Genomic DNA, 13,049 nt, shown 5'->3' on the forward strand with positions numbered 1-13,049 from the left:
CACCAGCCTAACGTCGATCGTCGTCAGCCGTCAGCCTTGCTCATCACTCTCGGCACCTGGACTTGCCAGAGGTTTGACCAGGCGATGCAGCCCACCAGAGCGAGTTAACTGGTCAAATCGATGAGTAGATTTGCTACACGTAACCCGGTAATCAAGACGCTCAAAGAGCTGCCTAGCAGCAGTATTGGTATAAGTAACATCCAGCGCCATTGCCTGACAGCGATGCGTTTGCGCCTGCCGTTCTGCCTGCTGCAAAAGATAGGTGCCTAAGCCTTGATTACGAAGCTCTGGGATTACACTTAGGCCCAAGATGTAGTAGTCTTTAGCGGCAACCTCTTGCTTGATGCGCGTCAGGTCTGCCAGGTTGACCAAAATCTTAGGTAGCTTACGCAGCGGCAGAATGCGCGCCATCACCTGGTGTACTTTTTCGTCAGCTTGGCGCTTCAAAGAGCCAGGATAGCTGATCATGACACCCGCAGGCTGATTGAGAACCTCAATGACTTGAGCATGTTCGTAGCTAAAGGCGTGCTGTGGGTAGGCAAACGCTTGGCAAAAAATCGCCTTTGATTCCTCGAATGGTGACGCGAAGACATAGCTAAACACCGCTGGACCCGCTGCAAAAAAGAGTGGGGCAGCCCAGGCTACATCGTCGGCGATCGCCGGACGGAGAGTGATATTTTGTGCAAACGGTTGCAATAACATGGCTAGCGCTCTATTCGTCAATCAGTATACCGATGTTTGATACCATGACGAACCAACACTTCTGGCAATGCAGCTTTAGCTTAAGGTCGATGTTTCAATGTGGCAGCCAGAGTGTATGGTCCAGCGATCGCCAAAGCGGTAAGCCATGAAACACTGGATCGTTCTCTAGGTACTCGTCACTCTCAAGGTTGATCTCATCCAATGCGATCTCATCCAGTGGTATTAGCTCAGGATGTTTCATTGATTATAGGCGGTTCTGAGGCGTGGAGAGGCGCTGAAGTCTCTATAGAAAAAGGGGTGACACTTGAGCGATCGAATGCATTAATAGGAATGTCGCAAACTAGCCAATGAACTGATATTGCTATGCTTCCGAGCTACACTGTGCGGGAAAGCCCCAAAGCAAAGCATCTTTCTCTCAAAATATCGGTTGCAGGCAGTCTAGAAGTTGTGGTGCCAAAAGGGTATGATCGCACGACGATTCCGGCAATTTTGGAGCGTAAGCAGCGCTGGATTGATCGCGTTACACAGCAAATTGAAACACGTCATGCACTCATCGGCTTAGAACGATCTGACCAGTTGCCTCAGCATCTCTGCCTGCAAGCGATCGGGCAAACCTGGCAGGTTGACTACTGCCCGACAGCGCTGCCAAGAGTGCGAGCTGTGGAGCAGCCTGACTTAAAGCTGACCCTTTTTGGACAAATCACTGACCAGACTGCATGTAAAAACGCCCTGCGATCATGGGTCACTGACAAGGCGCAGAAGCACTTACTGCCCTGGTTAAGGACAATCAGCCAAGAACTGGAATTACCCTTTGCCAGCGCCTCTATCCGAGGTCAAAAAACTCGTTGGGGCAGTTGCTCTAGCCGTCAAACAATTAGCGTCAACTGCAAACTGCTGTTTCTACCGAGTGAGCTAGTGCGCTACGTCTTAATTCACGAGTTGTGCCATACCGTGCATTTGAACCATTCGGCGGCTTTCTGGGCATTGGTGGCTCAAAAAGAGCCAAACTATCAGCAACTGGATGCTGGTTTACGGGATGCCCGCTACCACGTGCCATTATGGCTGGAGTCGTGAGGGAAAAGACAAAGGGTGAATCAGGGAAAAGATAAAAGGATGAAGGATAAAGGATGAGCAAGAAGTAGAATCTAGCCTTTCTTGTCTTTTTACTTATCCTTAGGTTTTTATCCTTAAGCCTTCTCACTATGTCTCTAGCTTCCTGGCGATCGCCCCTTGCCCGTGCTCTCCATCGCAATCGAGCGTTGGTCTATGCTCGTTATTTACAGCTCGCAACCGTCCGTGCTGATCAGCGTCCTGCTAACCGAACACTTGTATTTCGGGGCTTTCTAGACGGCACAAACCAGCTTCAGTTTGTTACTGATGCTCGTAATGAAAAAGCAGAACAGATCGATCGACTACCGTGGGGCGAGGCGTGCTGGTATTTCCCTGAAACTCGCGAACAGTTTCGTCTGGCTGGCACACTGCTGTTGGTGAGAGAGCAGCACCCAGATGCAGCGCTACAAGAAGCCCGATGGGCAGCGTGGCAGGCGCTATCCGCTGCGGCTCGTGCTCAGTTTGCCTGGGCACATCCAGGTAAGCCCCGAACGGATCAGGAAACCTTCAACGTAGCCGCGCCAGATGCAACAATGCCCTTGCCACATTTTTGCCTGCTGCTGCTGGATCCATACCAAGTCGATCATCTGGAATTGCGGGGCGATCCCCAAAATCGCTGGCTACATCAATGTGACAATGCAGTTTGGACTGTGCAGGCAATCAACCCTTAACTCAACCTGCGCCTAAAGATGAAGGTAGTGTCATTACAAAACACCACTAACGAAAACCTGGTTTGACAAAAGCGCACTGTACTCTTCTCGCTGACGAATGAGGCGATGGTTATTACCCTCAATTAACACTTCAGCAGGTCGCGGACGATGCAAAAAGTGAGATGACATTGCGTAACCATAGGCACCTACATCCAAGACAGCAAGAACATCGCCGATCGCGAGTGCTGGTAGCTGACAATTTTTGCCGAGATAATCGCGAGAATACGTCGTGTTGCCGCAAATATCCGTCAGGTACAAGGGCTGTTTTGGCTTTCCTTCTGGGTCGTTTTGCCAGGTCACAATGGCTCGATAACCGCCGTGGACAGACGGCACAGAGAGATTGGCAACGGTGGTATCAACACCTAGTATTTGTTTCTCGCCCTGCCATTTCACCGAGACAACACGAGTCAGTAAGGACGCACAGCCAGCGATTGCAGCCCGCCCCGGTTCAATAATGAGATCAAGTGGGCGATCAAGCTGGTTCAGGCGATGGCTCAAGGCAGTGCCAAACTCATACCAATCGAACGCTGCACCACCGTGATGATAGGGATAGCCAAAACCACCACCAAAATCGAGATATGACCAATCAGGTAACAGACTAGCAAGCGTTAGAACAGTGTCGATCGCCTCGGTAAAGGCAGCAGTCGCATTAGTGCCCGTACCGCGATAGAAATGCAGCCCTTTGATTTGGAGCCCGACTTGGTGGGCTAAAGCTACCGCAGCGGGAAAGTCATCTGGATGCACTCCAATGCGGCTATCACCAGTGAGAGCGGGGAAGTTGAGGCGGAGTCCGAGGAGAGGAGAGGGGGAGGAGAGGAGAGGGGGAGGAGAGGGGGAAGGGCTGGAAGGGTGAAGGGATAGAAGGGTGGTGGAATCGTGCGCTGTCTTAGCGCTTTCGTGCTCCTGCGCTCTTTCCAGCGCTAACGCTTGCCAAGTTTCACAACACAACTGCAATTGCGCAAGGCTGTCTAGATTCAGTGTGGTGATGCCCCAGCGAAAAAGCTGCTCCATTTCGGGGCGGTTAAGGTTGCTGCCACTGTAAAGGATTTGACTAGGATGAAAGCCTGCGTGGAGTCCGAGGTAGATGTCACCGGGGGTATTGGCATGAAGTCCCCAGCTAGCCTCGCGGAAGATTTGCAGGAGGGCGATATTGCCATTGGTGACGCTAGCGAAATGAAAGCGAGTCTGGGGATAGGAGATGGCTTGCGTAATGTGCTGAATGGTTTGACGCAGGCGATCGCCCTTGTAGACGTACAGCGGTGAGCCGTAGGTATCGAGTAGTGTTTCTGCCAGAGCGAGCGAGAAGGGAGGTCGTGGGGTTGGAGTTGCTACCATTGCTGACGCTCTCGTTGCAGTTGCAGATAGAGCCGCCCCAGCGAGGACGGCAGCCAAAAGGGATGATTCAGCGAAAAGGCAGGCAGTGAACCAAGAGCCGTGTCATGCCACACTTGCCACATCAGTAGCAGCCACAGACTTTCACCAATGCGGCGACCTTGCAGCGTGCCAAAGGTGCCAGCCGCAATACGTGCTGCAACCTGGGGTTGCCAGATGCCTTGCTTGCGTAGGCGATCGGGCTGTAACCATCCCAGTTCTTGCCACAGCTCGTTGAAACACCATGCGTTTAAGGGCACGCCCATGCCACGTTTCTGTCGCCAAACGATTTCGGGTGGTAACCAGGGTTCGACAGCACGCTTAAGAATGTACTTTTCGCAGGCGGCTTGCAGATGAAGTGTACCAGAGACCTGAAAAGACCATTGTGCCAACGGTAAGTCACAGAAGGGCGATCGTACCTGTAGCCCATGAGCCATGCCTAAATTGGTGGCGCGGGGATGGATATTTTGTGCGCCTTTGAGCATCAGCGTGGCACGGCGCAGACGATGCAGCAAGGTGGTAGAAAAGGCAGGATTGAGCGCGTCCTGAAGCCAGTCTTCTGGCATGATGGTTGTCATTTGGGCAGCAAAATCAGGCTGAAAGAGCTGATTTTCATAGCCCCAGAGCCGATGAAAGGTGCGGAGATACTGCCGCTCGAAAGTCTCTTTGGCTTGATGCGTCGAGCGATAAATATCTGCTGCAATCAGCGGTTTATTCGTCCAGCCAGCAAACAGTTGATCGCCTCCCTCACCATTAAAGATCACCTGAACGTCTTGGCTGGCTGCTTGCATCAATAGAAAAAGTGGGACAGTCACACCATCGCCAAAGGGCACATCTAATGCCTGGGCAGTGGCTCTGAGAGCCTGACGAATACAGCGTGGACTGGCATCGACTTTCACCAACGGGATATTGAGAAACTCAGCTACCTGGGCAGCGTAGGAAGACTCAGAAGGGCTATCGGCTCCAAAATCCAGGGTGTAGGCACGCACTTTCACACCTGCTTCCACCAGGAGGGCTGCGACGATCGATGAATCCAGCCCACCAGAAAGCAAAACACCGACTGGCTCATCGTTAAGGTCAGTGATTTGACGAGCCACCGCATCCTTCAGTAGCGATCGCAGTTCGGCAATGGCAAGCGTCTCCTCCTGGATTTGCTCTGGCGCTTCCTGCCATTCCAGCGATCGAGTAACGCTCGGTGCCAGCAGCGTTCGTGAATCAGAATCAGCAATCCAGGTCTGCTCCGTACCTGCCGCAATAGAGTGGATCTGAGCGATCGGCGTGAGCGGGGTAGGCACGTAGGAAAAACAGCTATAGCCATAGACAGCGGGAATGCTGATTTGAGGCGCTTCGATAAGGGGCAGCAGCAGGCTTGGGCGCGACGCAAACCAGAGCACTTGTCCCATCTGAGTCCAATACAGCAGCACATGACCGAAGGGTTCTCGCCCTAGATGCAAGCACTGGTCGTCAACTGTTGCCCAAGCATCCAAAGTGTCGCCGGAGCCATCCCCCAACCCTGATGCGGATAAAGCAGCGATCGTGCCCTCTGGTAAACGGTTGCAGTCTGTCGGCTGCCATCCCAGATAGGCAGCACCCCAAACGCAGGTAATGGCATCATTTGTAGGCGTGTGTTGTGTTTGTTCTATCTGAGGCGATCGACCGCACCGCCGCACATTCTTCTGACAAAACGGCTCCCCAAGCTGGCGCAATGTGTTCGTTAGCTGCTGTTCCAAGGTAACTTGCGTGCCAAAGCCCCAATACCCAATCACCTGATGCCCCTTAAACACCTGCAACGGGATCGCATGTCCCATAGACTGCCTTTTAACCACTGCACATCCAGCTATTGCACAGCAAATTGGTTATTGCTCAGTTCGTGACCGTTGAGTAACAGTCGAACCTGCCAGTTGCCCGTTGGTGCGGTTGGGTCAAGCTGATAGCGACAGTGAGTATTCCAGATTGGTGTGTCAATTTGGCGGGTCTCGTAACGGTTTTGCTTTACAACTTGTCCCCCAGGAGCAAGCCAGTCACAGGTGAGAGAAAGCGTTTTGCCCACAGGCGCATCTTTCAGCGTCACGTTGTAAAACACCTCTGGGTTACTTTGACGCTTAAGTGCTGTTGGCACACCGCAACTTTTTTGTGCTGATCCAACACAGCTTTGCTGCACTGCTACACGAGTGAGCGCCTGATTTTGCTGCTGCATAAAAACAGTAACTGCCGCAATCGCAACGACTACACTGGCGAGCGTGCCACCAATGATCCAACGCTGACGGCGCTGCTGTACCACCAGCGCTTCCTTTCGCTGCAACTGAATCATCGCTTCATCTAGCAAATCTGGCGACAGATTCAGTTCCCGCAGAATGTCTTGCACCTGGTCGCGATCGAGTTCGTCCTGCTGGCGTTGTGAGAGGCGTTCCACTTCGCCAACCAGTTTTGTTAATTGCTGTGGGGTTAAGCGGTTTTCCATACCAATACGTCTACGGCTATAGATCTATAGCTATTAAAGCTGTTGCGGTATGGCATCCACTCGAAAGCTGTAACTCAAGTTAAAGGTCGTCGTCTTCCATACGTGCCACGACGATCGCACAAAAGGCAAACGCAGCCACCAATGGCATTGGTGTCGCAAAGAAATAGCTTAACGAGGCAGCAATAATCGCGCTGAGTCCAGCAGCAGTGCACCAGATCTTTTCTTCAACACATAAGCCCTGATTTGCCTTAATCGATCGCAGCACTTGAGTTGGAATGGGCACTGGCATGACCGCATTAGGAGGAAACGCCCAATAATCGGTACGTTCCTGAAACAGGTCAGTCCAACCGTTTTCAGCACACCAATCTTCAATCCATTGTGCAGCGTAATGATTCATAGCTCGGCGTAATCAATGAGTTATAGGACGAGATTAAAAGGATAGATAAACGCTACGTGGGGCACAATCTAGCGATTGAGAGATTCATCAAGCTTGCTAAAGCACCAAGATGACAGATGAATCCAACACGCTTTTTATACCCTTTGAGCCTAGCAGAGCCATTCCTTTGACAACGGTCGAAGAAATCAAAGTTTACGTGCTTCAAGAATGCTGAAACAATTTGTCATACAAAGCTTTTAGTAACTAGAAATAGATCTATCTAAAGTCTGCAAACGTTTTCTTATAGGGACTCTAGGCATTATTAAGTTGTTGTCTTTTCTCCAGGTTTACACTATTTCACAGGACGACATGGTTCTTAAAAAAAAACGAGTCACCTATTGATGGGTTGAATGATGAAATCAATCTTAAGTTATAAGCTGATGGTTGATTAGAAATCAGAATTGCTCGGCATAATCGTCCTGACGCGTCACCCTACTTAAAAAGTGGGAAGATGATCGAGGCTAGATGCAAGATTCGGAGCATTGGTAAGGGTTTTAACACTGGCTTCAGTCATGCCATCGGTTTGTGAGATGCTATGTGTGAAAGGACTTAAGCGATCGGTTTATGCAAGTAACAACTCGGCTCTCAGTTTTAGCAGCTTTGGCGATCGCGATCGCTGCCTGTAGTCCCAATACGCCTCCGGCAACGACGGGTGCATCACCGCAGGCATCTGGTGCGTCAAATGCGTCTCCAACGAACGGAGCAACTACGGGTATTCCGATCGGCATTGGTGTCGCTCAAACCAGTAACGTGGCGCTGCTGGGGCAAGAAGAAGTCGCTGGCGCAAAAATTGCCGAGCAATATTTCAACAGTAAAGGTGGCATCAATGGCACACCGATTCGGCTTGTGTTTCAAGACACGGGCGGCGATGAGCAGGGCGCAAACAATGCGTTTCAGGCGCTGATTACAAAAGATAAAGTAGTTGGCATTGTTGGACCCACATTGTCGCAGCAGGCGTTTAGTGCTGATCCGATCGCCGATCGTGCGAAAGTGCCTGTTCTTGGACCCTCCAACACAGCTAAAGGCATTCCACAAATTGGTGAGTACATTGCTCGTGTGTCTGCACCCGTTTCGGTAGTGGCTCCTAATGCTGTCAAAGCCGCACTTAAAATCAATCCTCAAATCAAGAAAGTGGCAGTCTTCTACGCTCAGAACGATGCCTTCAACAAGTCCGAAACCGAGATCTTTCAGCAGACGGTGAAGGAACAAAACCTCGAACTTGCCACCGTTCAAAAGTTCCTTACCACCGACACTGATTTTCAAAGTCAAGCAACGGCAGCCATTAATCTCAAGCCTGATTTAGTCATCATTTCTGGGCTGGCAGCAGATGGTGGTAATCTCGTGCGTCAACTTAGAGAGCTGGGCTACAAAGGGCTCATCATTGGCGGCAATGGGCTGAATACATCCAATGTGTTTTCCGTTTGCAAAGCGCTGTGTGACGGTGTGTTGATTGCCCAAGCCTATAGCCCAGAGCAACCTGGTGAAGTGAACGCTGCCTTTCGCACTGCGTATCGTAACCAGTTCAAAAAAGAGCCGCCGCAGTTTAGTGCCCAAACCTTTGCAGGTGTGCAGGTCTTTGTAGAGGCGTTAAGGGTATTAGATAAACAGTCAAAAGTAACCCAAACTGCATTACCAGCGTTACGAACCGCACTCAATAAGCAACTGCTTGTTGGCAAATACAACACGCCACTAGGCGAAATTTCGTTTACGCCTGAAGGTGAAATTGTGCAGAAAGAATTCTACGTTGCCCAAATCAAGATGGATGCAAACGGTAATAGCGGCACGTTTGCTTATTTGAAATGAGGTTTGCCAAGAGGGAATGCTAATTCATCTGTCTATCGGTTGACGGTTTGAAACATTGAACACACGTCATGAGTCTGACTATCTTTCTGCAAAACTTTTTGAATGGGCTGTCGATCGGCAGTGTCTATGCCATTTTTGCCTTAGGCTACACGCTCGTCTTTTCCATTTTGGGCATCATCAACTTTGCCCACGGCGCAATTTTTACGCTGGGTGCGTACTTTACCTATGTGTTGATTGGCGGAGCGTTTGGGTTTAACGGCTTGCTGGCAAATGCGATGTTACCGGTGAAAATGCCGTTTGCAGTGGCGATCGTCGTGAGTAGCATTCTCTCTGGTTTCGTGAGTGTGCTGGTCGAGCGTTTGGCGTTTCGACCCCTCCGACGAAGAGGCGCAGATCCTCTGCTAACAGTTGTTTCTAGCCTCGGTGTCGCGTTCGTGATTGTCAACGTGATTCAGTATCTCGTTGGTGCAGAGAGCTATACCTTTCCGGCAGATATTTATGGCAACTTGCCGCCTGCAATCAATTTTGGGACAGTTGAGAATCCTATCCCGATCCGCAGTGTGCAAATTGTAATCTTCGCCGTTTCGGTCGTGATTTTGTCCCTTCTTACTTATTTAATTAATGCCACCAAGTATGGCAAAGCAATGCGGGCAGTGGCGGAAGACGCCACGACAGCAAGTTTGCTAGGCATTGATACCGATCGCTTTATCGTCCTGACGTTCTTTATCAGCGGCTTTTTGGGCAGTTTGGCAGGCACGCTCGTTGGCTCCAGCGTCAGCATTGCAGGACCGTATTTTGGCATTGGCTTTGGGCTAAAAGGGCTAGCAGTCATTGTGCTAGGTGGTTTGGGCAGTATTCCCGGTGCTGTTGTGGGCGGTCTGGTCATCGGGTTGGTAGAAGCGTTTGTGCCAGGAGACTACTCTGCCTACAGAGATGCGATCGCCTTTGGGCTTTTATTCATCATGCTGATGGTACGACCCCAGGGCTTGCTAGGACGATCGTTCGTGCAAAAAGTTTAGTTTCAGACCGAGACAGAGGGTTCTAACAGTCTTATTTAATAAAGGCCTGTCAGTGCCCCGCAGTAAAATGGCAACGGATGTCTTTCGCTACAGGTGGTAATGCTGTGACTCAGAACGCCCCTGCTCTTCAGGGCTTAACCATACTTGCCATCGAAGATGAGCCGACGACGCAACGACTCCTACTGGATATTCTGGACTATGCCGGTGCTACTGTTAGCCTTGTCACCACGGGGCAGGAGGCACTAACCATACTCGAACAGCAAAAGTTTGACATTATTTTGGTTAATATCGTGCTCCCTGATGCCAGCGGCTATATGTTTCTTGAGCAGTGGCGACAACGGGAACGAGAGCAAGGTCTTGTTCTGACTCCTGCCATTGCTCTGACTGCTGCTGTCACCGAGGCTAACAAAAGTCGGGCAGTCACAGCGGGCTTTCAAGACTTCGTTGATAAACCCTTTGACTACCAGCTTTTGTTAACTAAAGTCCTGGCAGCAATTGCGGCTACTGGTGAACGTCCTTGAAACCAGCCATTACAGCCGTTTCCACTTGCAGACACCATACCCCTTCATCTCCAGCAAGTAGCCTCAAGAGCCGATCGATCTAGCAACCGGATGGGACTGCATTAGCCAGATTTGGAACAGGCAAAAGCTCATGGAAACACCCTACCTCTAGCTTCAACTGCGGCATCAACGGCATCAATTGGTGCAGTTCAAAAAACTCATCATGCTCTTTAATAGGGGTTTTTACTATGAAGCGCTAAACCCGCCTAATGACGCTTGGCTAAAGCCACCCGCGCTTTGGCTGGCACGCACAGCCGATTGCGAAAAGACCTGAAAGGCATTCCGAATCTCTTTCTGACTGTTGCCTGGGGTAAGAATCCATTGCTCTCGAATCCCCATCTCTCGAAAAACCTGATGGAAATCGGTGCCACCATCGTCAATGCCCATAGCAGCGATGATATGATTTTCGGTTCGCAGCAGATCTTGAACGAGCGATCGCACGGTTTTAGCAGACGCTCGGTGAGAATGGGCATCGGCTCCATCAGAAATGATCAGGGTTACGGTTCGTACAGGTACTCCGTTATCGGCAAACTCCTGCGCTTTTGCCAACACGGTTCCCAAAAGCACAACCGCTTCGTCATACAAGGGCGTTCCCTGATTGGGCGTATAGTTCTGAGCGTCCATCCGCACGGCTTGCGAGACGGAGCAGTAGGGATACAGGACAAACCCATTCAGGTAACGATTGTGTACCAGAATGTTGTCTTGCTGGTTGGAGTTGAGCAAGGCATCCAGAACGGTGTTGTGCCCAGCACGAACGATCGCCGCATTGCCGCCATACTCGATCGAGCCAGAATCATCCGGCATGATCGTGACTAGCACGACTTCACTAGCGGTGACATCATCAACTCGAATACCCAACCCTGCTTGAATTTGGGCACCAATATCATGCACATTGAGCGCTTGCAATGAATCGTTAGACAGAATGCCTTCTACCTGAGCCGATTGAAAGAGTTGATTTAGATCGGGTACTTGTGACATCAAGATTCTCCTTAAATTGAATGGGGTTGCGTTGGCGTTGAGGCTGCTATTTTTTGCCTCATGGTAGGGTCTTGAAACGTTTATGAACGGATTAGAAATGGGCACGCGAAGAGAATATGCCAAAATGGTCAATAGGTTCTTGGAGGCGAAGCCATAATGACTCAAGCCTTACCGCAATTGATGAATCTGGACGAATTTCTCGATTGGTATCCAAACGGTGAGGGACGCTATGAACTCATTGATGGATTGATCGTTGAGATGCAACCAACAGGTCAGCACAGCGAGGTTTCAGGGTTTATTGACGCTCGGTTCAGTGTCGAGATTGAGTGCTTGAAACTCCCTTACTTCATTCCCAGAGATTGTGTGGTCAAGCCCATTGATACCAATCGCTCTGGCTATCAACCCGATGTGATTGTTTTGGATGAGACGACGATCGACGATGACCCACTATGGGAACCACGATCGACCATTACTCAGGGGCGATCAGTGCGGTTAATTGTAGAAGTGGTGAGCACGAATTGGCGGGATGACTATCTCAAAAAATTGGCAGACTACGAGGCACTAGGTATTCCTGAGTATTGGGTGGTTGATTATGCTGCATTGGGAGCCAGTCGCTACACTGGACAACCCAAACAACCGACGTTGAGCCTTTTTACATTAGTGGATGGTGAGTATCAAGTTAGCCAGTTTCATCAGTCTGACCCAATTCTCTCTCCTACCTTTCCAGAAATCCATCTGACGGCTGAACAGGTTTTCACTGCCAGCCGTCCGGCTCCTACAAATTAATGCCTGCCCAAGATGCGATCGCCTCTGTGGATTTCACTACCTGCATTCCAGCATCGGCGAAACGCTGAAACGCTGCATTGGCTTGATCGGTGAAATCGACTACACCCGGAACCACAACGGGCGAGGTGCAATCCTCCAGCAAATACACTTTTTTGGCAAGGCTAGGGTCTTGTGCCTGGATCTCAGTCAACAAATCGTCAATTGTCCAGGCAACACAGTGGCTTTTTGCCTGTCCAGCAATAATCACCGCATCAAACTCCAGCAACTTTTGAATAAAGCGCGTATTCTTTTGGGCGATCGGGCGACCATCAGCACTATCCAGCACTTCGGGACGCAGCACTGAGTAGTTTTCAGTTAAGGGATTACCACCTTTAATTTCAAAGTTGGTCTGACTGTTGCGGGCGATCGCGTGAAAAAAGCAAGCTTCTTCCACCGCAGAAACAAGCGCGTGACCAATGCCGCCCAGCATCGCGTGATAGGGCCAGATGGTGAGAGGATATTTGCCGTTATCGCTGAGTCGATGGGTATAGTGCAAGGCAAACCGTTGCAGTACCATGTAGTTGCCCTGCGTCAGGCTATAGGCGATCGCAGGATTCACTTTCCATACACCCTGCTGCACATCGGTTAACGAAATCATGGTCATGGGTGTGGGATGATCGCCTGCATCATTCACCCAAAAACCAGGGTGAAAGATCTGCATGGCTGTGTGAGTGTCCATCGTGGGTGCAATTTCAGTAATTACATCCAAGTTGCGATAGATAAATTGGCATAAACGCTGGTTGTCTTCTACGGCTCCATTGCCCGATCGACCACCGACAAAGAGTTCGAAACCAGGAATACAGAACGTATTTTGTACATCGATCGCCATTAAGCAAAGGCGCGTTTTATCTTTTGCTGCTGGTTGTAACCCCTGCTGTTTTGCCCACGCTTTCGCCTGCGCTGCCCGCTCCTGGTAAGGAACGCGCCAAACCTCACCGACTCGTTGAGTATCGAAATGCGAAGGAATGGGACATTGCGTTTGAGTTGTCATGAGATGAATCTCCTAAAAAGTAAAGCGAATGGATTGCAATTGTGGCAAAGCTTGTAGAGGCGGGTTTTGTCATTAAGTGAAGG

At 50.4% G+C, this 13,049-nt stretch carries 14 protein-coding genes; 6 read left to right on the forward strand and 8 right to left on the reverse strand.

Annotated features, from left to right (window positions below):
* Positions 1-30 precede the first annotated feature (30 nt).
* Together H6F86_RS17755 and H6F86_RS17760 are read right to left on the reverse strand one after the other, a co-directional pair.
* Positions 31-702: a GNAT family N-acetyltransferase gene (locus H6F86_RS17755; RefSeq protein ID WP_190450056.1), complete on the reverse strand. Its 672-nt coding sequence runs from the start codon at positions 700-702 to the stop codon at positions 31-33.
* Between the two features lie 94 nt (positions 703-796).
* Complete coding sequence (locus H6F86_RS17760; RefSeq protein WP_190450057.1) at positions 797-943, reverse strand: hypothetical protein; 147 nt, start codon at positions 941-943, stop codon at positions 797-799.
* A 122-nt stretch (positions 944-1,065) separates the two neighbouring features.
* Here H6F86_RS17760 and H6F86_RS17765 point away from each other — a divergent pair, with 122 nt between their 5' ends.
* Positions 1,066-1,776 (forward strand): SprT family zinc-dependent metalloprotease, encoded by a 711-nt coding sequence (locus H6F86_RS17765; protein ID WP_190450058.1) that lies wholly within the window; start codon positions 1,066-1,068, stop codon positions 1,774-1,776.
* Positions 1,777-1,904: 128 nt separating this feature from the next.
* Complete coding sequence (locus tag H6F86_RS17770) at positions 1,905-2,483, forward strand: Npun_F5749 family FMN-dependent PPOX-type flavoprotein (RefSeq protein ID WP_190450059.1); 579 nt, start codon at positions 1,905-1,907, stop codon at positions 2,481-2,483.
* Between the two features lie 33 nt (positions 2,484-2,516).
* Here H6F86_RS17770 and H6F86_RS17775 read toward each other — a convergent pair whose 3' ends face one another.
* From H6F86_RS17775 to H6F86_RS17790, 4 genes are all read right to left on the reverse strand, one after another.
* Positions 2,517-3,857, reverse strand: a complete 1,341-nt coding sequence (locus H6F86_RS17775) for a decarboxylase (RefSeq protein ID WP_190450060.1) — start codon at positions 3,855-3,857, stop codon at positions 2,517-2,519.
* Positions 3,851-5,701 carry an asparagine synthetase B family protein gene (locus tag H6F86_RS17780; protein WP_190450061.1) on the reverse strand — a complete coding sequence of 617 codons (1,851 nt, stop codon included), beginning with the start codon at positions 5,699-5,701 and terminating at the stop codon, positions 3,851-3,853. The genes H6F86_RS17775 and H6F86_RS17780 overlap by 7 nt, the downstream gene beginning before the upstream one ends.
* A 29-nt stretch (positions 5,702-5,730) precedes the next feature.
* Positions 5,731-6,354, reverse strand: a complete 624-nt coding sequence (locus H6F86_RS17785; RefSeq protein ID WP_190450062.1) for a DUF3859 domain-containing protein — start codon at positions 6,352-6,354, stop codon at positions 5,731-5,733.
* Between the two features lie 79 nt (positions 6,355-6,433).
* Entirely contained in the window at positions 6,434-6,751 is a 318-nt protein-coding gene (locus H6F86_RS17790; protein WP_190450063.1) for a hypothetical protein, read from the reverse strand.
* A 603-nt stretch (positions 6,752-7,354) separates the two neighbouring features.
* Here H6F86_RS17790 and H6F86_RS17795 point away from each other — a divergent pair.
* The 3 genes from H6F86_RS17795 to H6F86_RS17805 all read left to right on the forward strand — a co-directional run bounded on the left by H6F86_RS17795 (position 7,355) and on the right by H6F86_RS17805 (position 10,133).
* Positions 7,355-8,593: an ABC transporter substrate-binding protein gene (locus H6F86_RS17795; protein WP_190450064.1), complete on the forward strand. Its 1,239-nt coding sequence runs from the start codon at positions 7,355-7,357 to the stop codon at positions 8,591-8,593.
* A 68-nt stretch (positions 8,594-8,661) separates the two neighbouring features.
* Entirely contained in the window at positions 8,662-9,612 is a 951-nt protein-coding gene (locus H6F86_RS17800; RefSeq protein WP_190450065.1) for a branched-chain amino acid ABC transporter permease, read from the forward strand.
* A 77-nt stretch (positions 9,613-9,689) separates the two neighbouring features.
* A complete protein-coding gene (locus H6F86_RS17805) occupies positions 9,690-10,133 on the forward strand; it encodes a response regulator (RefSeq protein WP_206756053.1) in 444 nt (147 codons plus the stop codon).
* A gap of 225 nt (positions 10,134-10,358) precedes the next feature.
* Here H6F86_RS17805 and H6F86_RS17810 read toward each other — a convergent pair whose 3' ends face one another.
* Entirely contained in the window at positions 10,359-11,150 is a 792-nt protein-coding gene (locus H6F86_RS17810; protein WP_190450067.1) for a hypothetical protein, read from the reverse strand.
* A gap of 156 nt (positions 11,151-11,306) precedes the next feature.
* On the opposite strand from H6F86_RS17810, the gene H6F86_RS17815 reads away from it, so the two are divergent.
* Positions 11,307-11,936: a Uma2 family endonuclease gene (locus tag H6F86_RS17815; protein WP_190450068.1), complete on the forward strand. Its 630-nt coding sequence runs from the start codon at positions 11,307-11,309 to the stop codon at positions 11,934-11,936.
* Here H6F86_RS17815 and H6F86_RS17820 read toward each other — a convergent pair.
* Positions 11,926-12,966, reverse strand: coding sequence for an isochorismatase (locus H6F86_RS17820; RefSeq protein WP_190450069.1), 1,041 nt, complete (start codon positions 12,964-12,966; stop codon positions 11,926-11,928). The genes H6F86_RS17815 and H6F86_RS17820 overlap by 11 nt on opposite strands.
* Positions 12,967-13,049 lie beyond the last annotated feature (83 nt).

The organism is Phormidium sp. FACHB-592 (genome assembly GCF_014695795.1).
Taxonomy (GTDB): domain Bacteria; phylum Cyanobacteriota; class Cyanobacteriia; order Leptolyngbyales; family Leptolyngbyaceae; genus Stenomitos.

Bases quoted from the DNA above. Each gene is read 5' to 3' on its own strand.
- H6F86_RS17755 (WP_190450056.1), bottom strand. From the start codon at position 702: ATGTTATTGCAACCGTTTGCACAAAATATCACTCTCCGTCCGGCGATC.
- H6F86_RS17760 (WP_190450057.1), bottom strand. From the start codon at position 943: ATGAAACATCCTGAGCTAATACCACTGGATGAGATCGCATTGGATGAG.
- H6F86_RS17765 (WP_190450058.1), top strand. From the start codon at position 1,066: ATGCTTCCGAGCTACACTGTGCGGGAAAGCCCCAAAGCAAAGCATCTT.
- H6F86_RS17770 (WP_190450059.1), top strand. From the start codon at position 1,905: ATGTCTCTAGCTTCCTGGCGATCGCCCCTTGCCCGTGCTCTCCATCGC.
- H6F86_RS17775 (WP_190450060.1), bottom strand. From the start codon at position 3,857: ATGGTAGCAACTCCAACCCCACGACCTCCCTTCTCGCTCGCTCTGGCA.
- H6F86_RS17780 (WP_190450061.1), bottom strand. From the start codon at position 5,701: ATGGGACATGCGATCCCGTTGCAGGTGTTTAAGGGGCATCAGGTGATT.
- H6F86_RS17785 (WP_190450062.1), bottom strand. From the start codon at position 6,354: ATGGAAAACCGCTTAACCCCACAGCAATTAACAAAACTGGTTGGCGAA.
- H6F86_RS17790 (WP_190450063.1), bottom strand. From the start codon at position 6,751: ATGAATCATTACGCTGCACAATGGATTGAAGATTGGTGTGCTGAAAAC.
- H6F86_RS17795 (WP_190450064.1), top strand. From the start codon at position 7,355: ATGCAAGTAACAACTCGGCTCTCAGTTTTAGCAGCTTTGGCGATCGCG.
- H6F86_RS17800 (WP_190450065.1), top strand. From the start codon at position 8,662: ATGAGTCTGACTATCTTTCTGCAAAACTTTTTGAATGGGCTGTCGATC.
- H6F86_RS17805 (WP_206756053.1), top strand. From the start codon at position 9,690: ATGTCTTTCGCTACAGGTGGTAATGCTGTGACTCAGAACGCCCCTGCT.
- H6F86_RS17810 (WP_190450067.1), bottom strand. From the start codon at position 11,150: ATGTCACAAGTACCCGATCTAAATCAACTCTTTCAATCGGCTCAGGTA.
- H6F86_RS17815 (WP_190450068.1), top strand. From the start codon at position 11,307: ATGACTCAAGCCTTACCGCAATTGATGAATCTGGACGAATTTCTCGAT.
- H6F86_RS17820 (WP_190450069.1), bottom strand. From the start codon at position 12,966: ATGACAACTCAAACGCAATGTCCCATTCCTTCGCATTTCGATACTCAA.